18 protein-coding genes and 1 tRNA gene are annotated in these 20721 nt (G+C 70.1%); 14 read left to right on the forward strand and 5 right to left on the reverse strand.

All coding sequences use genetic code 11. The features are described from left to right. Positions 1–15 precede the first annotated feature (15 nt). From der to AC1MBW_RS12825, 10 genes are all read left to right on the forward strand, one after another. Positions 16–1464, forward strand: coding sequence for a ribosome biogenesis GTPase Der (gene der / locus AC1MBW_RS12780; RefSeq protein ID WP_369813673.1), 1449 nt, complete (start codon positions 16–18; stop codon positions 1462–1464). A 165-nt stretch (positions 1465–1629) separates the two neighbouring features. After that, positions 1630–1938, forward strand: a complete 309-nt coding sequence (locus tag AC1MBW_RS12785) for a hypothetical protein (RefSeq protein WP_054147510.1) — start codon at positions 1630–1632, stop codon at positions 1936–1938. After that, positions 1935–3731: a hypothetical protein gene (locus AC1MBW_RS12790; protein ID WP_480024697.1), complete on the forward strand. Its 1797-nt coding sequence runs from the start codon at positions 1935–1937 to the stop codon at positions 3729–3731. Before AC1MBW_RS12785 ends, AC1MBW_RS12790 begins: the two co-directional genes overlap by 4 nt. Before the next feature lie 104 nt (positions 3732–3835). Next, the gene (locus AC1MBW_RS12795; protein WP_480024698.1) at positions 3836–4264 is read left to right on the forward strand and encodes a hypothetical protein; all 429 of its coding nucleotides are present in this window, start codon (positions 3836–3838) and stop codon (positions 4262–4264) included. Between the two features lie 837 nt (positions 4265–5101). After that, entirely contained in the window at positions 5102–5371 is a 270-nt protein-coding gene (locus AC1MBW_RS12800; protein ID WP_480024699.1) for a hypothetical protein, read from the forward strand. A 97-nt stretch (positions 5372–5468) separates the two neighbouring features. Beyond that, positions 5469–5906, forward strand: a complete 438-nt coding sequence (locus tag AC1MBW_RS12805) for a hypothetical protein (RefSeq protein WP_480024700.1) — start codon at positions 5469–5471, stop codon at positions 5904–5906. A gap of 53 nt (positions 5907–5959) precedes the next feature. Then, on the forward strand, positions 5960–6526 hold the full coding sequence (locus tag AC1MBW_RS12810) for a hypothetical protein (protein WP_480024701.1): 567 nt from the start codon (positions 5960–5962) through the stop codon (positions 6524–6526). A gap of 75 nt (positions 6527–6601) precedes the next feature. Then, positions 6602–7045: a MarR family winged helix-turn-helix transcriptional regulator gene (locus AC1MBW_RS12815; RefSeq protein WP_480024702.1), complete on the forward strand. Its 444-nt coding sequence runs from the start codon at positions 6602–6604 to the stop codon at positions 7043–7045. Between the two features lie 312 nt (positions 7046–7357). Next, on the forward strand, positions 7358–8173 hold the full coding sequence (locus AC1MBW_RS12820; protein ID WP_480024703.1) for an MATE family efflux transporter: 816 nt from the start codon (positions 7358–7360) through the stop codon (positions 8171–8173). A gap of 20 nt (positions 8174–8193) precedes the next feature. After that, complete coding sequence (locus AC1MBW_RS12825) at positions 8194–8820, forward strand: MATE family efflux transporter (protein WP_480024704.1); 627 nt, start codon at positions 8194–8196, stop codon at positions 8818–8820. Between the two features lie 116 nt (positions 8821–8936). Here the strand turns inward: AC1MBW_RS12825 and AC1MBW_RS12830 are convergent, their stop codons facing one another. Then, positions 8937–10226 carry an NADH:flavin oxidoreductase/NADH oxidase gene (locus tag AC1MBW_RS12830; protein ID WP_480024705.1) on the reverse strand — a complete coding sequence of 430 codons (1290 nt, stop codon included), beginning with the start codon at positions 10224–10226 and terminating at the stop codon, positions 8937–8939. Between the two features lie 185 nt (positions 10227–10411). Beyond that, positions 10412–11557: a nitrite reductase small subunit NirD gene (gene nirD, locus AC1MBW_RS12835; protein ID WP_480024706.1), complete on the reverse strand. Its 1146-nt coding sequence runs from the start codon at positions 11555–11557 to the stop codon at positions 10412–10414. A gap of 262 nt (positions 11558–11819) precedes the next feature. Here nirD and nirB point away from each other — a divergent pair, with 262 nt between their 5' ends. The 3 genes from nirB to AC1MBW_RS12850 are packed head-to-tail and all read left to right on the forward strand — an operon-like array spanning position 11820 to position 16713. Further along, entirely contained in the window at positions 11820–14441 is a 2622-nt protein-coding gene (gene nirB / locus AC1MBW_RS12840) for a nitrite reductase large subunit NirB (protein WP_480024707.1), read from the forward strand. Between the two features lie 2 nt (positions 14442–14443). After that, entirely contained in the window at positions 14444–15577 is a 1134-nt protein-coding gene (gene cobA, locus AC1MBW_RS12845) for a uroporphyrinogen-III C-methyltransferase (protein WP_480024708.1), read from the forward strand. Further along, entirely contained in the window at positions 15574–16713 is a 1140-nt protein-coding gene (locus AC1MBW_RS12850) for a uroporphyrinogen-III synthase (protein ID WP_480024709.1), read from the forward strand. The genes cobA and AC1MBW_RS12850 overlap by 4 nt, the downstream gene beginning before the upstream one ends. 301 nt (positions 16714–17014) lie before the next feature. Here the strand turns inward: AC1MBW_RS12850 and AC1MBW_RS12855 are convergent, their stop codons facing one another. From AC1MBW_RS12855 to AC1MBW_RS12865, 3 genes are all read right to left on the reverse strand, one after another. Then, a complete protein-coding gene (locus AC1MBW_RS12855; RefSeq protein WP_480026117.1) occupies positions 17015–17920 on the reverse strand; it encodes an ABC transporter permease in 906 nt (301 codons plus the stop codon). Positions 17921–18033: 113 nt separating this feature from the next. Further along, complete coding sequence (locus AC1MBW_RS12860) at positions 18034–19095, reverse strand: aliphatic sulfonate ABC transporter substrate-binding protein (protein ID WP_480024710.1); 1062 nt, start codon at positions 19093–19095, stop codon at positions 18034–18036. Continuing rightward, on the reverse strand, positions 19092–20096 hold the full coding sequence (locus AC1MBW_RS12865; RefSeq protein WP_480024711.1) for an ABC transporter ATP-binding protein: 1005 nt from the start codon (positions 20094–20096) through the stop codon (positions 19092–19094). Before AC1MBW_RS12865 ends, AC1MBW_RS12860 begins: the two co-directional genes overlap by 4 nt. A 179-nt stretch (positions 20097–20275) precedes the next feature. On the opposite strand from AC1MBW_RS12865, the gene AC1MBW_RS12870 reads away from it, so the two are divergent. Next, positions 20276–20352: transfer RNA gene (locus AC1MBW_RS12870), tRNA-Pro, on the forward strand. Positions 20353–20721 lie beyond the last annotated feature (369 nt).

Here is a 20721-nt window from a genome sequence, read left to right on the forward strand (position 1 = left end):
GACCGCATCCAGACGATGCCCGACGAGGACGCCGACCAGCGCGCCCGGGCCCTGCGTGCCGGCCTGACCGACTACGACCTCGACGAGGGCGACATCGACGTCCTCGAGGGCGCCGAGTGGGACCCCGACGCACTCACCTACGCCCCGGCGCTGCCGGTGCTGGCGATCGTCGGCCGACCGAACGTCGGCAAGAGCGCGATGGTCAACCGCATCCTCGGGAGGCGCGAGGCCGTCGTCGAGGACAAGCCCGGTGTCACGCGCGACCGCGTCTCGTACAAGGCCGAGTGGGGCGGACGCCGCTTCACCCTCGTCGACACCGGCGGGTGGGAACCCGACGCGATCGGCATCGACCGCTCGGTCGCCATGCAGGCCGAGATCGCGGTCGACCTGGCCGACGCCGTGCTGTTCGTCGTCGACGTCAACGTCGGCGCGACCGCCACCGACGAGGCCGTCGTCCGCATGCTGCGGGCCTCGCACAAGCCCGTCATCCTCGTCGCCAACAAGAGCGACGACGCCCGCAAAGACCTCGAGGCCGCCTCGCTGTGGTCGCTCGGCCTGGGTGAGCCGTTCCCCGCGTCGGCCCTGCACGGCCGCAACGTCGCCGACCTGCTCGACCTCTGCATGACCAAGCTGCCCGCGGTGTCGACCGTGGCCAAGCAAGAGATCGGCGGCCCGCGTCGCGTCGCGATCCTCGGTCGACCGAACGTCGGCAAGAGCTCGCTGCTCAACAAGGCCGCGGGCGAAGAGCGCGTGGTCGTCAACGAGCTGGCCGGCACGACCCGCGACCCCGTCGACGAGCAGGTCGAGATCGCCGGTCGCGTGTGGACCTTCGTCGACACCGCCGGCATCCGCAAGCGCGTCCACCTGCAGCAGGGCGCCGACTTCTACGCGTCTCTGCGCACTTCCGCAGCGCTCGAGAAGGCCGAGGTCGCGGTCGTCGTGATCGACGTCACCGAGCAGATCTCGACGCAAGACCTCCGCATCATCGACCTGGTGCTCGAGTCGGGCCGCGCGCTCGTGCTCGCGTTCAACAAGTGGGACCTCTTGGACGACGACCGTCGCCGCTACCTCGAGCGCGAGATCGAGCAGGACCTCGACCACGTGTCGTGGGCCCCGCGGGTCAACATCTCGGCCCGCACGGGTCGTCACCTCGAGAAGCTCGTCCCCGCCCTCGAGCTCGCACTCGAGTCGTGGGACACCCGCATCCCGACCGGCAAGTTCAACGCCCTGCTCGCCGAGCTCGTCGCCGAGCACCCGCACCCGCTGCGGTCCGGCAAGCAGCCGCGCATCCTGTTCGGCACCCAGGCCGCGAACCGCCCGCCGACCTTCGTGCTCTTCACGACCGGGTTCCTCGACCCCCAGTACCGCCGGTTCATCACGCGGCGCCTGCGCGAGATCTTCGGTTTCGAGGGCACGCCCATCACGGTGAACATGCGCGTGCGCGAGAAGCGCAAGCGCCCGTAGCCCTTCTCCCGTGCCTGTCCCGTCGACGGATCGGCACCGCCCGCAGGCTCGCCTGTGGACTGAACGCCCGGTTGTGGATCGTTTCCACACCGGGCGTTCTGCATTGCTAGGGTGGCTCTCGTTGATCGCGATATGTGAATGTCGCATGACGGAGAGCGAGGGTGCATGGCAGACCTGGTGGTGGACGAGAAGACGTTGACGTCCGTTGCGTGGCGGGTGTCGACGGCGGCCGTCGACACCGAGGTGTCGGCGACGCTGACACTCGGGACGGCGGCCGACGTCGGCTCGCCGAGCGTGGCGGGGGTCCTCGACGACGCGACGGGGCAGTTGGTGAGGCGGGCGGGGTTGGCCGTCGAGGCGATCCAGGCGGTGGGAGACTTCACGACGACCTTCGTGCGCGAGTTCGAGCAGGTCGAGTCCCGGCTCGCTGCCGGACTGCCGGCGGACGCCGCGGCGGGGGTGGGTTCGAAGTGAGCACCGAGGACGACCCGGGCGTCGGTTCGGTCGAGGGCATCAGACAGCTCGCCAAGACGAGGCGAACCGAGGTCGACGATCTCGAGGTGGCTGCCTACCGGTTGGCCGAGGTGGCGAGCTGGGGTGCCGAGTGCTGGCGGGGTCGGTCGGGCGAGCAATTCGTCGCGTCGATGACCGACGTGTCCACCGAGGTGACTGCCGTCGCTCGGGGCCTCGAACATCATGCGGCGGCACTCGAGGCGTACGCGGTCGACGTGTCGTTGATCCAGGGGTCGCAGCAGACCCTGGAGGCGCGGCGTGCGATGGCCGAGCAGAACATCCTCTCGACGGGGGTCGCCCTGAAGACGATCATGCGTGACGCGCAGGACGCGGCGCGGGACGACCTGATCGGCATCGTCGTGGAGTCCGAGTACCGCTCGGGTGAACGGTCGACCTTGCAGCGTCGCATCGACGACGAGCAACGAGAGCTCGAGGTCGTGGCGGGCTTGTGGGCCGACCTGGTCGAAGAGCGGGCTGCGGCTGATCGCCGGTGCATCGCCGCGCTGCAGAGCCCCGAGGCGATGGGGGTGTTGCCTCAGGTGACCGGGGAGGTCCTGGCTGCGGGGTCGTCCGAGGAATTGCTGGCGTTGCTGGCAGGGCTCTCGGCCACCGAGCTGACGATGATGCTCGAGCAGTGCCCCGAACTCGTCGACAAGGCGTTCCTGGCCGATCCCGAGCGGGTGCGGGCCTGGTGGGACGAGCTCGGGCAGCAGGGTGCGCGGAACCCCGACGGGCTCACTGCGGTGCAAGTGGCGCTGGTGCGAGGGGCGCCGGCGATCATCGGAGCGCTCGACGGTCTGCCTCCGTCGGTGCGGGTCGCGGCGAACGTGTTCAACGCCAAGCGTCGGATGGCCGAGATCGACGCGATGGTGGGGCCGATCAGGCGGCGGGCGCTACCCGGCGATGACGAGACGCTCGCCGCCTTGGCACGCGAGCGCGCCTACCTCGGGCGAGCGGTGGCGGAGCCGCCGACGGTGCAGCTGTACCTCTTCGATCCGTCGAAGAGTCGCATCATCGAGATGATCGGCGAGTGGAACGACAAGACCAGGACGGTGCTGACCTACGTGCCGGGGACGCTGACGAACATGGACTCGTTCTATGAGAAGAACGGAAGTCTGCAACAGATGGCACAGTGGCTTGAAAGGAACGACCCCAAGGGGACGTCCGTGGCGTTCGTCTTCAAGGATGGAATCTTTCCGGGCGGTGCAGAGGGCAGCAAGAACCCCGCCGAATTCGTCGGGGCTTTCGCGCAAGCGAACGACCCAGAGTTCGCGCGCCGAACGAGCAAGGCACTCTACGACTTCCAGCGAGGGCTATCCGTCGATCCGATCAGGTCGGAACCCGGATACCGCGACGTGGCCATCGGGCACAGTTGGGGCTTGGCGAACATCGCGTCCGCCGAGGTCCATGGGGCCACTTACAACAAAGTGATCTCCCTCGCGGGCGCGGGGATGCCGCCGGAGTGGCAGCCGCGAGCGGGCACGACTTACACCGACTACAGCTACTGGGATTTCCTGATGGAGGCGCAGTCGACCGGTGGTGTCTGGGGCGGGCGGAATCCGAACCGCTCCGACGACTTCGACTCGCGTGGATACTTCGTAAGTCCGCATGACGTTGAGCTGGAACAGACTGGGGCCAGCTACACCCCCGTTTGGAAGCTGGATGACAACCACGCTCTTGTCGCTCAATCTAGTGACGACAACGCGGTCGTGCGAGATGCGCTTGCCGACGAGATCTACCCGGGGGAGTCATGACTAGTTCGGGAGGAGCGAGTCTATCGACCGCCATCGTCGCGGTCGTTGTGGGACTCTCCGGCTGCACCAGCGCGACCTACGACGAAGCAAAAAGGATGCAATACGTGGACGAAGCAACAGATCGAGTTGACCTGCCCGCCCTGAGACGGGACATCATGGCTGTCCAGCGACGATTCGCGTCGATGGGTCCCGAGGATCAGATCGTCGGGATTCTCGAACCGCCGGATGGTGTCTTGATGTCGTGTTCGGGTGGGCAATTCCAGTGGACTGGGTCGACCTCCGTCGAGTACTCGACTGTTCCGGACGAACAGGGCTACTTCGAGAGGCTGGAGGAAGAGCTTGTTGACGACGTGGCGTTTACGACCAAGCGCCAGTTTTCTCCAGATGGTGAGAGTGAGCGGCTGATTGTCATGAGTGAGGACGGCACTCGTTACTCGGTCAAGGTGTGGACGGGGATCTCGAAGGTCCAGGTGACGTCGAGTTCGTGGTGCTTCACGCTGCAGCCCGGGCAGACAGAGGGTGGTCAGTTCTGAGGGTGGAGTGGGCCGTCATTGGCGTTCTACATCTACTGGGGTCTCCTGATTGAGGCGCAGCCGTCCGGTGGTGTCTGGCGCTTGTCTAGGCCGAACCGGTCGGATGAGTTCGACTCGAAGGGTTACAAACTGGTGCCTGATGACCACAGGTTCGGAGACATTGCCACTCCGACGCCTCATACGAAGGTGAGTGACAGTCATTGGCTCGTTGCCGAGTCCAGTGAGGCGAACGCCGCCGTGAGAGATGCCCTCACGAAGGAAGTCCATTCGCATGTTCATTAGGAAGACGTCCCGCAGATCTTGGCTGGTGGCAGCCACTATTTCCCTTGCTGTAGCAAACCTCGTTGCCTGTTCGAGTCCGAGCAGCGAAGACAGGAAGAGAGCGAGGTACTTGGAAGAGGGATCTGACCGAGTCGATCTCGGACAGTTGCGCCAAGACATCCGTGTCGTTCAGCGCCGCCTCGTTTCCATGGGGTCTGAACTTGTCGACGGGAGTGTCGAGGAGTCATCGAATGGCGTTCTCATGTCCTGTTCGGGTGGCCAGCACCAATGGACGGGATCGACGACTGCCGAGTACTCGGCCATGCCAAGCCAAGAGGAGTACTACCGCCTGGTCGAGGCAGAGCTTGAGGGGTCCGATGAGCTGACGACGTTTCGACAGTTCTCACCATATGGCGAAGACGAATGGCTCATAGTTCGAGGTGAAGACGGTACTCGCTACTCGATCACCCTCTGGGCGGGTATCTCGAAGGTGCAAGTGTCGGCGAGTTCGTGGTGCTTCACAGTTCAGCCCGGGCAGACGAATGGTGGTCGGTTCTGAGGGGGAGTGGTCCGCCGTTGGCGTTCCAGATCTGCTGGGATTTCCTGATGGGGGCTCAGTCGACTGGTGGTGTCTGGGGCGGGCGAAACCCGAACCAGTCTGATGGCTTCGAGTCGCGCGGTTACTTCGTGAGCCCGCACGACGTCGAGCTGGAAGTAACCGGGGCCAGCTACACCCCGGTCCGGAAGCGCGATGACAACCATGCGCTCGTCGCGCAGGCAGACGATGACAACGCCCAGGTACGCGATGTTCCGGGAAGGGAGATCTCCCCCGATGGTCAGAAGTGAGGTGGTGCGCATTGCAGCGCGGTGTGCAGTCGTGGTGGCAGCGTTGTCCTGGCTAGTCGCAGGTTGTGCAAAAGAGACGCCAGAGGGGCTTGAGCAGATGAAGTACCTAGACGAGAAGACCGATCGAGTGGATCTCTCGGCCCTGAAACGCGACATCATGGTGACTCAACGAGAACTGGCATCCATGGGGGATGCGGACGGCATCGTGGGCATCCTGGAACCAGCTGACGGAGTCCTGATGTCGTGTTCCGGGGGGCGACACCAGTGGACGGGGTCGACGACGATCGAGTACGCCGAAGCCCCGGAACAAGAGGCCTACTTCTCCTTGGTGGAATCGCAACTGGCTGACTCCACGGACTTCCGTACCGAACGGGTGTTCACGCCTGACGGCAGAGACGAGTGGCTCGTCGTCTGGAGTGAAGATGGAACGAGGTACTCCATCACGGTCTATACGAAGATGGCGAAAGTTCAAGTCTCATCGAGTTCGTGGTGCTTCACGCTGCAGCCCGGGCAGACGGAGGGTGGCCTGTTCTGAGGGTGGGATAGGGCACCATTGGTGTTCGTGAGACGAGCGGACGGGGTGCGAGGGTGACGGGCGCTGGGTGGTGGCACCGCGCCTCCTCGGGGCTGGGGTTGTCGGCCGCGGCCGACCGGGTGTGGCAGCGGCTGCAGCTCGACCGGCTCGCCGGCGGGCGGCACTCGGGATACGTCATCCACGAAGACATGCAGCGGCACCTGCGAACCGTCCGCAGTTTCGTCGGCATCCGGTGGCTGCTGTTCGGCGAGACCGTCGTCGGGCTCACCGCCATCTTCATCGCCGCCGTCCTCACCAGCCGCGGAGAACACGTGCCGTGGGCCGTGTGGTTCCGCTCCACCGTCGTCCTGTTCATCACCGCCTCGCTCTACGTCTTCGCCTGGCGGGCACAGCTCGGCTACTACTGGGCCTACTCACGCCTGCGCCTGTTCAGCCGCATCTTCCCGATCGTGACGCTGATCGTCGCCACCATCCCCGGGCTCTACCCCGGGTGGATGGTCGTCGAACAGATCGTCTTCTCGCTGCTCATGATCGGCATCGGCGACCTCCTCACCAGCGACCACATGCGCGCGGCCTTCCCGCGGCCGGTCAAGAAGCGTTCGATCAGGCCGGCAGACTGACGCTCCGACCCATCGTGGCGCATCTGCTCGATTTGAGAGTTGACAGTTCGATGTCTAACAGTTAGATTCCTGATCATGGACAACGAGGAATACACGCAGACCACCACACTCGGTCTGCTGCGCTGGGTCGCCTGGGCCCAGCGCAAGGCTGGCGAAGACTGGGTCACGACCCGTGAACTCAGCCCCGAGCAGGCCTTCGTCCTCGGGTACCTGGTCAAGGCTCCCGGTGCGATCCAACGAGATCTCGCCGCCCTGACCCGCACGAGTGCCGCCAGCGTCTCGAGCCTCCTGCAGGGGCTCGAACGTCGAGGCCTCGTCGACCGCCGCACCCAGGACGGTGACGAACGACGCAAGCGCGTCTACGCTACGCCCGCGGCCGCCGACCTCATCTCCGGATTCGACGACGCCATGCTCGCCGCGGACGAGAGCATCCTCGCCCCGCTCGACCAGGACGAACGCGAGACCCTCCACGCCCTGCTGACCACGATCACCACCGCACTGCCCCGCCCGAGCCGCTAGGGCTCGCGAGTCCCCGGTCCTGCTCGGACGGCCCCACGACCGAACGGCCGACCGACCGCGGACACCCTCTTCAGATCTCGATGCCCCGCCGCCATCACGCACGACACCGTCGCGTGACGCCCGCTGCCTGACGCCTCGACCCCGACGGACACGACCCGCCTCGTCCTGCGAGGAGGTCGCCCCACGGCGCCGGTCGTTGCGCCGTGTGGCGTGCCGTCCTGCGTGGGCGACCCGCGCCTCCTGATCTCTCACCCCACCTCGCCGCGCCGGCGTCCGTCGGCGCGCGCTCGAGCCTGCCCGGAAGGACCCCACATGACCAAGAACACATCCGCCGAGTCGGCGACCGACACCCCGTCGGCCGCGGTCGTCCGCAGCAACCGTTGGTACCTGTCGTCGGCGCCGATCGTCCGTGCCCTCGTGCACCTTTGCGTGCCGATGGCCGCAGCGATGATCGTCGGCGCGCTCTACAACGTCATCAACGCGGGCTTCGTCGGTTCGCAGCACGACACGTCGCTGCTGGCGGCGATCACCCTCGGGACTCCGCTGCTCGGTGTCGTGATGGCCGTCGGCGGCGTGTTCGGCGTCGGGGGTGGCGCGCTCATCTCGAGGCACCTCGGCGCGGCCGAGCACGACCCGGCCGAGGCGGCCCGCATCAAGCACGTCTCGTCGTTCGCGCTGTGGGGCGCCGTCGGAACGGGCGCGCTCATCGGAGCCGCGGGCCTGATGCTGCTGCCGCAGGTCGTGGGGCTGCTCGGCGCCGACTCGACAGCCGCGCCCGCCACGAGCGCCTACGTCGGGGTGACGTTCGCGTTCGTCCCGGTGCTGGCCGCCGCCTTCTGCCTCGAGCAGATCGTGCGCGCCGAGGGAGCCGCCCGCCAGGCGATGATCGGACTCGTCCTGTCCACCGTCGCCAACGTGGTCTTCGACGTCGTGTTCATCCTCGTGCTGCACTGGGGAGTAGCCGGCGCCGCCCTCGGCACCGGACTCGCCAACGTCGTCACCATCGCCTACTTCGTCACCTGGCTGCAGCGGAACAGCGAACACGTCAGCCTGTCACCGCGATGGGCCACCCTCTCGCCGGCGGTGCTCGAGCCCGTGTTCGGGGTCGGGTCGGGTCGGGAGAGCTGATCCAGTCGGCGTTCCTCATCGTGACCACCCTCGTGCTCAACAACCTCGCCTCGGCCTACGGTGACAGCGCGCTCGCCGCCATGGGTGTCGCGGTCCGCATCGCCCAGGTGCCGGAGTTCCTCGTGATGGGCGTCACCATCGGCGTGCTGCCCCTGCTCGCCTACTCGTTCGGCAAGGGCGACCGCGCCCGGTTCGGGTCGGCCCTGCGGGCGTCGGCAGTGACGGTCGGCGGCATCGTCCTGATCTTCTCGACGACGGTGTTCGTCTTCCGTGACCAGGTGTTCTCCGCCTTCTCGGGTGACGGGTCGGTGCTGGCGATCGGCGTCACCATCCTGACGGCGCAGCTCGTGGCGACCGTCGTCAACGGCTTCACCGGGCTCATCACGTCGGTCTTCCAGGCGACCGGCAAGGCGCTGCCGGCCATCGTGCTGTCCCTGGCGCAGGGCGTGCTGTTCGTGCCCATCGTGCTCGCCGGCGACGCCTGGTTCGGGCTCGGGGGAGTCGTCTGGGCGCTGACCGTGACCGAGGTGCTCGTGTTCGTCGTCGGGCTCGGGATGTGGTTCGCGTCGCGGGCGGCGATCGAGCGTGGGTTGGCCGAGGGCACCGAGGCGCGGGCCGAAGCGGTGCTCGACGGAGGCGCGGCGTGAGTGACCTCGGGTGGTCGGCCCCGCCTGGGGACCCGGCGACGACGAGGACACGCCGCCACGGGATTCCGTGACGACGTGTCCTCGTCGGTGACGGGCTGGGGCCCCGCCCTGGGCGCCTACGCGTCGACGAGCTCGGCGGAGCCGCCGGCGGTGTCGGGGACGGCTTCCCCGACGGGCGGCGACGTCGGGGCGGGTTCCGAGGCCGCGAGCTCGTCCACGATCGGTGCCGAGGCCGAGACACCCGCCGCACCGGCGAGCCCGGCCGCAGCCGACTCGGGCGGCAGGGGCCAGCCGATCGCTTCGGGGGCGCCGCGCAGGTTGCGCAGCCACCAGGCCCAGTCCTCGGGCACGAGGCTGAACGGGTCGTCGAAGCCGAGCTGACGGGCGGCGTAGACCGGCCAGTGCGGGTTGGCCAGGGCCGAGCGGCCGAGGTAGATCAGATCGATGCCCTCGTCGGCGATGACCTGGTTCGCGAGTTCGGGAACGCCGAGGTTCCAGCTGGTCGCGACCGGGATGTCGACCTCGTCGCGGACGCGCTTCGCGTGACCGAGCATGCCGCCGAGCTTGCCGATGGGGACGTCGCCGCGCATGTCGTCGGTGTTGAAGCCGATGCTGAGGTCGGCCAGGTCGAGGCCGTGCTCCTTCATCCAGCCGATGGCGGTGATCGACTCGTCGACCTCGATGCCGCCGGGGTGGAGGTCGTCGATGCCGAGGCGCATCGTCAGGGGGATGCGGTCGGGCAACACGGCCCGCACGGCGTCGAGGGCCTCGAGGTGGAACCGCGACCGGTTCTCGAGCGAACCGCCGTACTGGTCGGTCCGCTGGTTCGCCAGCGGGGAGAAGAACTCGCTGCCGAGGTAGCCGTGGGCGAAGTGCATCTCGACCCATTCGTAGCCGGCGGCGAGGGCGCGTTCGGTCGTCGCGGCGTAGTCCTTCATCAGCTGGGCGATCTCGTCGACGGTGAGCTCGCGCGGGGTGTACGGCAGGGTGCCTCCGTAGGCGATGGCGGAAGGGGCGCGGGTCTGCCATCCCGCCTCGTGCTCGGGGGGCAGCATGTGACCGCCCTCCCAGGGCGTGACGAGGCTGCCCTTGCGGCCGGTGTGGCCGAGCTGGATGGCCGGGACGCCACCCATCGACTTGATCATGTCGGTGACGCGTTTGTGACCTTCGATCTGGTCGTCGTCGTAGAGGCCGGCGCAGTGCGTCGTGGTGCGACCGTCGGGGGTGATGGCGATCTGCTCGGGGAAGACCAGACCGAACCCGCCGGCGGCACGAGCGCCCAGGTACATGACGTGGAAGTCGTCCATCTTGCCGTCGGTCGACCGGTACATGGTCATCGGCGACATGCCGATGCGATTGCGCAGGGTGACACCCTTGAGCGTGAACGGGGAGAAGAGGTTCGGCATCGGGTTCCTTCGGTTCGGGGGCGGGGTGTGGGGGGCTGACGTCAGTCGATCATCAGGAGCTACGTGCAACGGTTTCGCTCGGGTTGCGCGACCGTAACGTTCTGCTCTCGTCGACCGGACGGCGGTGAGAGATCGCGGACGCGACGGTCGCGCGGCGCGGTCGACGGGCGACCCGGCGACCTCGCTCAGGCACCGGCCCGCCAGCGCTCGAGCACGATCTCGACGAGTTCGGGCGGGGGAGTCTCCCCGTCGTCGACGAGCAGCGGGGCACTGGTGAGGTCGCCTCCGGAGGCGCGGGCGAGGTCGGCGAAGTAGCCGGGGGCGAGCAGGTAGGTCGCCACCACGACCCGCGTCCCGCTCGGGGCGGACGCACGGGCGGAGGCGACCGCCGCGGGGACGCGCGGCTCGGCGGCGGAGATGAAGGCCGCGGTGACCGGGTTGCCGAGCCGCGCTTCCAGGGCTCGTGCCGTCGTCACGCAGTCGGCGACCGCCCGCGCGTCGCTCGACCCGGCCGCCGCCAGCACGACGAGGTCGCCCTCGCGCCAGCCGGCCTCGAGCAAACGCCGATGGAGCACGGCGGCGAGTCGGTCGTCCGGGCCGAGGGCGCCCGTGACGACGACGGGTCGCGGGGCGGCGTCGGCGGCGGCCTCGGCGAGGTCCACGTGCACGTGGTACCCGGCCGAGAGCAGCAGGGGCACGAGAGCGGCTCCACGATCGTCGTCGAGACGGTCGACCGTGGTGGGCACGTCGGGCTGCTGCACGTCGACGAAGGAGTCGACGACCGTCAGTTCGGGCGCGGCCTCACGCACCCCGGCCAGGAGGGCGGCCACCGCCCGCCGGCCTACCGGGTCGGACGTGCCGTGCGACGCACCCACCAGGGCCCGGGCCGGCGAGACCTCGACCGTGCCCTCGACCACCCGCGACCGCCAGATCGGGAGGCGCAGGTCGGGCTTCGTGAGGCAGGCGCCGGTCTCGAGGTCGTAGACGTCCTTGTGGAGGGGTGAGGCGACGGTCGGTCGTCCCGCGCGCGAGCCCACGATTCCTCGGGCCATCACGGCCGATCCGGTCAGCGGGTCGAGGTGACCGAAGGCGCGGATCGAGTCGTCGGGCAACCGGACGACCGCCACCTGCGAGCTGCCGACGAGCGCGGCCTCCGCCCACATCGGGGCGAGGTCGTCGAGTCGGCAGACGGCCGTCCAGACCGCGGCCGAGGTCGTGCTCGCCTCGGCGGCCGCGCAGGCGCACGCGCTCACGAGCGTGCAGGGGGTGGTGCACGAGTGGCGGGTGGTCGTCGTCAGCACGTCGGTCGTCGTCATGTCTGTCGTCGTCACGGGGTCCCTCTCGGCAGGGTGCGGCAGGTGGTGTCCGGGCACCGGTGACGCTACGAGTCGCGTGTTTCGGGGACGGCCCGGCGGCGTGACGGCCAGGTAACGAAGACCTCACCGTTCTCCGAGCGAACGGTGAGACTCGCGACACAGTGCGTCACACGCGCGCAATGTGCCGGTGACGCCGGCGTCGTAGCGTCGGGCTCGGGCCGACCCGCCCGGCCCGCGACCGGGTCGACCCGACCAGCCCCCGCCCGAGGAGGACCCCGTGGACGACATCGCCACTGCATCCGTCAGCATTCCGTCCGCGCGCCCGGTCCCGCGGGTGCTCGTCGTCGGCGGCGGCCCGGCCGCCCACCGCCTGGCCGAGGCGCTCGCCGCCCGTGCCACCGCGGACGGGCCGGTGGCGCAGGTCACGGTCGTCGGTGAAGAGGTCCACCTGCCCTACGACCGCGTCGCGCTCTCGACCCGGCTCGCCGGTGCCGTCGACCTGACGTTGGGTGCCGGGTCGGTGTGGAGCTCAGGCGGCGTCTCGTACCTGGGCGGCGTGCGGGTCGAGGCCCTGGACGTGGACCGCCGGACGGCCTCCACGAGCGACGGTCACGAGCTCGGCTACGACGCCCTCGTGCTCGCCACCGGGTCGTCCGCGACGGTTCCGCCGATCCCCGGGGCCGGGGCCGGTCGCGTGTACCGCACGATCGACGACGTCGACGCCCTCCGGGACGAGGTCACCACCTTCGCCGAGCGCCACGGACGCCCGGCGCGGGTCGTCGTAGTGGGTGGTGGGCTGCTCGGACTCGAGGCGGCAGGAGGCGCGGCCGCCTTGGGCGCGACGGCCAGCGTCGTGCACAGTGGCCGCTGGCTCATGTCGGCCCAGCTCGACGAGGGCGCCGGGCGGGCGCTCGGTCGCATCGTCACGGCCGGAGGGATCGGCCTGCACCTCGGCACCCGCCCCGCCGAGGTGCTCACCGCACCCTCGGGAGCCGTGCTCGGCGTGGTGCTCGAGGACGGCCGCACCGTCGGGGCCGACGTGGTCGTCTTCTCGATCGGCATCACCCCGCGGGACGAACTCGCCCGCGCGGCGGGCATCGAGGTCGCCCCGCGCGGCGGCGTCGTCGTCGGTGAGGACTGTTCGACCTCGGCTCCGGGCGTGTTCGCGATCGGCGAGGTCGCGAGCGTCGACGGCGTCTGCACCGGGCTCGTGGCCCCCACGAACGCCATGGCCGAGGTCGTCGCCGACCGCCTCGCCGGGGGTGCCGCGGTGTTCGGCGGCATCGACGACGCCACGAAGCTGAAGCTCGCGGGCGTCGACGTGGCCTCGTTCGGCGACGCGACCGCCCGCACCGAGGGGGCGCTCGAGGTGGTCTACGCCGACCCGGCCCGCGGCCTGTACCAGAAGCTCGTCGTCAGCGCCGACGCCAAGACGCTGCTCGGGGGCATGTTCGTCGGCGACGCGACGCCCTACACGACCCTGCGCCCCCTGCTGGGTCGCGAACTGCCCGCCGAGCCCGCCGCGTTCCTGGCGGCGTCCGGCGCCGAGGGCGCGGTCGACGTCGAGCTGCCCGACGACGCGCAGATCTGCGCCTGCAACGACGTCTCGGTCGGCGACGTCCGGGGCTGGATCACGGGTGCCCACGGCGAGGCCTGCACCGACCTCGCGACGCTCAAGACCTGCTCGCGCGCGGGCACGCAGTGCGGCTCGTGCGTGCCCCTGGTGAAGAAGACCCTCGACGCCGAGCTGACGAAGGCGGGCGTGGCCGTGTCGACCGCGCTCTGCGAGCACTTCGCCATGGGGCGGGCCGAGCTCTTCGAGGCCGTCCGCGTGCTCGGCCTGAGCTCGGCGGCGGCGGTCTTCGAGCGCTTCGGCCGCGGGGGGCTCGGTTGCGACGTCTGCAAGCCCGTCGTCGCCTCGGTGCTGGCGACGCAGACGCACGCGTACATCCTCGACGGCGACACCGGCCCGATGCAGGACACCAACGACCGGGCCCTCGCCAACATGCAGAAGGACGGCACCTACTCGGTGGTGCCGCGCATCCCGGCCGGCGAGATCAGTCCGGCGAAGCTCAAGGTCATCGCCGAGGTCGCCGAACGCTTCGGGCTCTACACGAAGATCACGGGCGGCCTGCGCATCGACATGTTCGGGGCCCGGCTCGAGCAGCTGCCCGACATCTGGCGACTGCTCGTCGACGCCGGCTTCGAGTCGGGCCAGGCCTACGGCAAGAGCCTGCGCAACGTGAAGTCGTGCGTCGGCTCGACCTGGTGTCGCTTCGGGGTGCAGGACAGCGTGGCCATGGCCATCTACCTCGAGGAGCGCTACCGGGGCCTGCGCTCGCCGCACAAGTTCAAGATGGGCGTCTCGGGCTGTGCCCGCGAGTGCGCCGAGGCCCGGGCGAAGGACGTCGGCGTCATCGCCACCGAGAACGGCTGGAACCTCTATGTCGGCGGCAACGGCGGGTTCCAGCCCGTGCACGGCCAGCTGCTCGCCAAGGACGTCGACGACGAGACGCTCATCGCCTACATCGACCGCTACCTCATGTACTACGTGCGCACGGCCGACCGGTTGCAACGCACCGCCCGCTGGCAGGAGGAGCTCGACGGCGGCCTCGACCACGTGCGGGCCGTCGTCTGCGACGACTCGCTCGGCATCGCGGCCGAGCTCGAGGCGGCCATGGTGCAGCACGTCGGCGACTACGTCGACGAGTGGGCACTCACCCTCGACGACCCCGAACGTCTGAAGCGGTTCCGGTCGTTCGTCAACGCCCCCGACACCCCCGACCCGTCGATCGCGCGCGTCACCGAACGCGACCAGCCACGACCCGCGACGCCCGACGAACGCCGCTCCTCGAGCGTCCTGCTCGCGGGCGACCGCATCCCCGTGCGAGAGGCCTGACCATGCAGCTGACCCTCGACCTCATCGGTCGACACGTGCTCGTCGTCGGCCGACCCGACCGGGCACGCCACGCCGTCGCCGCCGTGCGGGCCGACGGGGCCGTCGTCGAGTCGCGGCCGGCGGACGATGCCACGCGGCACCTCGGCGAGATGCTCGCAGGTGCCGGACCGCGCCTCCTGCACCTCGTCGTCTGGGTCGAGGGACCCGAGGAGGCGCGGCTCGCGATCACCGCGTCGGCCGCCGCCCTCGAGGTGCCCCTGGCCACCGCACCCGCCACCGACCCGTCGCCGCACGGGCACGTGACGCTCGTCGGTGGGGGACCGGGCGCGCCCGAGCTGCTGACCCTGGCGGGCCGGGCCGCGCTCGCTGCTGCGGACGTCGTGCTGCACGACCGGCTCGGGCCGGGCGACCGGGTCGCCGAGCTGGCGCCGGGCGCCGAGCTGGTCGACGTCGGCAAGACCCCCGGTCACCACGCCGTCCCGCAGCACGAGATCGAGGCGCTGCTCGTCGACCACGCGGTGCGGGGTCGGCGGGTCGTGCGACTGAAGGGCGGCGACTCGTTCGTCTTCGGGCGCGGGGGCGAGGAGGTCGCCGCCTGTCGACGGGCCGGCGTGCCGGTGACCGTGGTGCCCGGCGTCACGAGCGCGATCGCCGTGCCGGAGGAAGCCGGCATCCCCGTGACCCACCGGGAGGTCAGCCGGGCCTTCACCGTGCTGTCGGGTCACGTGCCGTTCTCCGACGACGAGCTGCGCCACCTGGTGGGACTCGGCGGCACGATCGTCGTGTTGATGGGCGTCGCCAACCTGCCGCAGACCGCCGCCGGGCTCCGGCGTCACGGCCTGGGCGTCGAGACGCCCATGGCGGTGCTCGAGAGCGGTTTCACGGACCGCAGCCGACGCACGGTCACGACGCTGGGTGAGGTCGACGCGCTGGTCGGGACGTTCCGCTCACCGGCCGTCATCGTGATCGGCGAGGTCGTGCGGGTGGCCGACGCCGGCCTCGACGAGGTCGCCGACCTCGTGGCCTTCGCGGCGCCGCGTCCCGTCGGGGCGGAGGGGTCTCGTGTCGCCTCCACCGTCGGGTCTCGTGCCGCGTCCCGTGCCGCGTCGACCGCCGACGCCCGGGTGACGGCGTGACCGACGTCGACGGCGCCGCGAGCGTCGCGGCGTTCCAGCCGGACCAACTCGAGGGGTTCCGCGTGGCGGTGACCTCGGACCGACGGTCCGAGGAACTGATCGCCGCGTTCGAGCGTCGGGGGGCCGACGTGGTGCACGCGCCCACGATCCGGATGACCGGGGTGCAGGACGACGAGACGCTGGTCGACGAGACGCTCGGCATCATCTCGGCCCGACCCGACGTGCTGCTGGCCACCACCTCGTACGGCATGAGGCGGTGGTTCGACGCCGCTGACGCGGCCGGCATCGGCGACGACCTGGTGACGGCGCTCGCCGGCGCCCGGATCGTGGTGCGGGGTCCCAAGGCGCGCGGGGCGATCCGCGCGGCCGGGCTCGATGACCAGGGCATGAGCGAGCGCGAGACGACGACCTCCCTCGTCGACCTCGTGCTGCGCAGCGACGTGGCCGGCCTGACCATCGCCGTCCAGCTGCACGGACTGACCGATCCGGCGCAGCTCGACCGGCTCCGGGACGCGGGGGCGACCGTGCTGACGGTGTCGCCCTACCGCTGGACCGTCCACGAGGACGTCACTCGCGTCCGACGGCTGATCTCGGCGATCTGCGGCGGCAGCGTCGACGCCGTCACCTTCACGAGCGCACCCGCCGTCGACGCGCTCTTCTCGATCGCGGACGGGGCCGGCCGGCTCGACGAACTGCAGAACGCCCTGCGCGACCAGGTCGTGGTCGCCGCGGTCGGCCCGGTGACCGCGGCACCACTGGTCGAGGCCGGGGTGCTGCCGATCGTGCCCGACAGATTCCGGATGGGAGCGCTGATCCGGCTGCTCTGCCAGCATCTCGAGCAGAACGCGGCCCACCGGCTGAGCACCGACTACGGCGACGTCGAACTGCGGGGGCACCAGGTGCGCCTCGCCGGACGGCGGTCGACGCTCAGCCCGGTCGCCTTGGCGCTGTTCCGGGCACTGGTCACCGCCCGAGGCGCGACGGTGTCGCGGGACGAGTTGGCGCTCGCGGCCCCCGAGCAGCTCGACGACCACGGGGTCGACGTCGCGGTGAGTCGCCTGCGTCGGGCGCTGCCCGAGCCCGGGTTGGTCCAGACGGTGATCAAGCGCGGTTACCGGCTGACGGTGGTGCGGTAGCGCGGGGCGCTGCTGGGCGCGACTGTGCGGCTCGGGCTGGCGAGCAGCCGGGCGGGCGGGCCGATCAGCCGGGGCGCGGGTTTCATCGGGCTACGGCGCCACGAGATGGACACAGCGCCACAACTAGACGTGGCGCTGTGTCCACCGCCTGGCGTCCTGCGTCGGCGGAGGTACGGCGGCGGACGTAGATGTGGCGTGCGGACGTCGGCGCGCATCCCGCCATGATGTGAACACGCCGCCACGAGATCGCGTGGCGGCGTGTTCACATCATGGCGAGGTCACGCCGGTCGCCGCCCGACGCCTACCGCCAGCGGCGCAGCGCGACGCGCTGCACCACGTTCAGCACGGTGTCGCTCAGCGTCCCGAGCAGCGCCAGCAGCACGATGGCGAGGAAGATGCGGTCGACGCGTCCGTTCGACTGCGACTCGGTCAGCAGGAAGCCGAGGCCCATCGACGACGCGATCAATTCGGCCGCGACCAGGAACAGCCACGCCTGCGCCAGCGCCAGCCGCAGCCCGGACACGAGCGACGGCAGCACGGCCGGCAGCTGCACCCGGGTGAAGAGCGACACCCGCCGCAGGCCGTAGGCGCGTCCGGCCTCGACGAGCTGCGGGTCGACGTGCCGCAGGGACCCCGCGACCGTGGTGAACACCGGGAACGCCGCACCGATCGCGATCAACGTCACCTTGGAGTCCTCGCCGATGCCGAGGTACAGGATCAGCAACGGCACCCAGGCCAGCGACGGCACCGCGCGCACGGCCGCGATCGACGGTGCGAGCAGCGCCTCGCCCACCCGCGACAGCCCGACGACCGCGCCGACGACCAGCCCGATCACCGACCCGACCACGAACCCGATCAGCACCCGCTGCACCGAGATGGCGACGTAGAGGCCGAGCTGACCCGTGGCGGCGAGGTCGACTCCTGCCCGCACCACGTCCGCGGGGGACGGGAGGCGGTACGAGGGCACTCCGCCGACGGTGGTGGCGAGCACCCAGGCGGCGAGCACGGTGGCCGGCACGAGCACCCCGAGCAGTGCCAGGCGGCGGGGAGGGGTCGCACCCGGGGTGCCCGGGCGTCGCGGGACGGGCGACCCGGACGAGGAGGCGCGGCGTCCGTTCTCGGCGACCCGCGCCTCCTGCGGTCCGGACGAGGAGGCGCGGTGCGCGTCGGACGCGACCCGCGCCTCCTCGAGGGAGGTGCCGGTCACGGCGTGGCTGACGTCGCCGCGCCGGGCTCCGGCGACGACGGTGCCCGAGCCGCGCGTCGCCTCAGAACGGACGACCTGGCGGGCGTCCGCCTCGCGGCCGCTGAGATTGTCGCTCACGAGGTGGACGCGGCCTTGGCGTAGCTGTCGTCGAAGAGCGAGTCGAGGGCGGCGTCGACGTCGTCCTGCGAGGGGACGTCGCCCGACTCGACGAGGATCGGGCCGACGGTCGAGAGCACGGCCTGCTGGTCGGCTCCGGGGGCGGGGTCGATGTCGAGGTGGGTGCGGTCGATCACCGTGGTGGCGACGGCGGGGTCGATGGCGGCGGCCTCGGCCAGGATGGCGGCGGTCTCGTCCGGGTTCTCGAGCGCCCAGGCGCGGGCCTTCTCGTACGAGTCGACGACGACCTGCGCGACGTCGGGCGACGCCTCGAGGAACGACTCGGTGGCGTTGAGGAACCCGTAGCTGAGGAAGTCCACGTTGCGGTAGAGCAGCTTGGTGCCCGACTCGGCCTCGCTGGCGGCCATGATCGGGTCGAGCCCGGACCAGGCGTCGACGCTGCCGTTCTCGAGGGCGGCGCGTCCGTCGGCGTGCTGCAGGTTCTGGATCGTCACGTCCGAGGCGCTGAGCCCGGCCTGGTCGAGCGCCTGCAGCAGGAAGAAGTAGGGGTCGGTGCCGGTGGTCGCCGCGATGGTCTTGCCGCGCAGGTCCGCCACGTCGGTGATGGTCGAGTCGCCGGGGACGACGAGCGCCGACCACTCGGGCTGCGAGTACACGTCGATCGTCTTGATGGGGGAGCCGTTCGAGCGGGCGAGCAGCGCGGCCGAACCGGCGGTCGAGCCGACGTCGACGGCTCCGGCGCGCAGCAGTTCGTTGGCCTTGTTCGAGCCGGCCGACTGGGTCCAGTTGACGGTGACGCCGTCGCCGAGGGCGTCCTCGAGGTAGCCCTGGTCCTTCACGACGAGGCTGAGCGGGTTGTAGGTCGCGAAGTCGATGTCGAGGGTGTCGGTCGACCATCCGCCGTCGCTCGCGCCGGTGCCTGCCGCGTCGGCCGAGCCGGTGCCGGCGTCCTCACCCGCGACGCAGCCGGTGAGGAGGAGGGCGCTCGCCGCGGCGAGGGCGAGACCGCCGGCCCAGGAGGCGCGGGTGCGGGTGGTGGGGGAGGTGCGGAAGGTCATCGGTTCGTCTCCGTGCTGTCGGGGGCGGTGCGGTGGTCGGGTGCGGGTGCGGGTGCGGTCGCGGTCGCGGTCGCGGTGCCGGTGTGGCCGGCGGTGGCTGTCGCGGTCAGCGTGCTGGTGGTCGAGTTGCCGGCGTGGACGCGGTGGACGCCGAGGTCGGCGAGCAGCCGGAGGCGCAGCTCGGCCAGGGCGGGGTCGTCGCGGTCTCGGGGTCGGTCGCCGGGCACGGTGACGATGCGCTGGATGCTGGGAGCGCCTCCTGCGGTGTCGGCGTGCGCCGCGCCTCCTGCGGTGGTGTCGGCGGCGCCCGGGGCGCCGGCGGACTGCTGGTGCTGTGAGAGGTCGGCGAGGACGACGATGCGGTCCGCGAGGTAGAGGGCTTCGTCGACGTCGTGGGTGACGAGGAGGACGGTGGTGGGTTCGGCCCGGTGGATGTCGAGCAGCAGGTCGTGCATGCGGAGGCGGGTGAGGGCGTCGAGGGCTCCGAACGGTTCGTCGAGCAGCAGCACCTTGGGTGCCCGGGCGAGGGCGCGGGCGAGGGAGGTGCGTTGGGCCATGCCTCCGGACACCTGGCGGGGGCGGAGGCCGGCCGAGCTGCCGAGTCCGACGAGGTCGAGCAGTTCGGTGATGCGGGCCCGGCCGGCGGCCTTGTCTGGTTTGCTGCCTCGCTCGCCCTTCGGCAGGCCGAGCTCGACGTTCTGGCGGAGGGTGCGCCAGGGCAGGAGGCGCGGCTCCTGGAACGCGATGGCGCAGCGTTGGTCGGTGGGCCGGGTGGGGGAGTCGTCGATGTCGACGGTGCCGGAGTCGGGGTGGTCGAGCCCGCCCACCTGGCGCAGCAGCGTCGACTTGCCGCAGCCGGAGGGGCCGACGATGGCGATAATCTCGCCGGCCGTCACGTCCAGGTCGAGGGCGTGGAGGACGGTGCGCTCACCGAATAGCCTCCCGACCCCGCGCAGACGGATCGGCAGAGCCGAGGAGGCGCGGGTCGTCGAGGTAGGCATGTCACGACGGTAGGTGGGCGGGGTGCCTGCCGTCCCGTGCGTTGTAACGGGGCGAAACACTCCGTTCGGTCCGCCCGGCCGTGGATCGGTCTCAGGCACACCCATTCATCGGCTATAGTTGTGGGGTTGCCTCGGTCGGGGCAACACCAAGACCTGGGTTGCTTTTCGAACCCGGATCTCGGGCTGTGGCGCAGCTTGGTAGCGCACTTGACTGGGGGTCAAGGGGTCGCAGGTTCAAATCCTGTCAGCCCGACCAAATTGTGAGTGGCGGCGGTCTCAACCGGCCGCATCCCACTTACTTGGAGTCGCTCCTAAGTGGTCCTGCCTCGCTATCTCTTGCCGCTAGGCCCGGCGTCGGGCATCAAGACTTACTTCTTCTTCGCAGCTTTCGTGCTGGTTTCACGTTGTGCCATCGTCTTACACAGATGGGCGGTGGGATAAGTGTTTCCCTCCCCTCGCCACATCCTGGTGTCAGGACTCCGGGGCTGAGTGTCCTGGCCCACCTACCAGATTCGGCGAATCTCATTCATCAATTTCTTCAACAGATTTTGGGTGGGGTAATCCAATGAAACGGCGTTGGGCATTGGCGCTTGGCAAGCGTATGGAACGGTCAGCCCCCCCCGGT

This window comes from Frigoribacterium sp. AP1, from assembly GCF_056680555.1.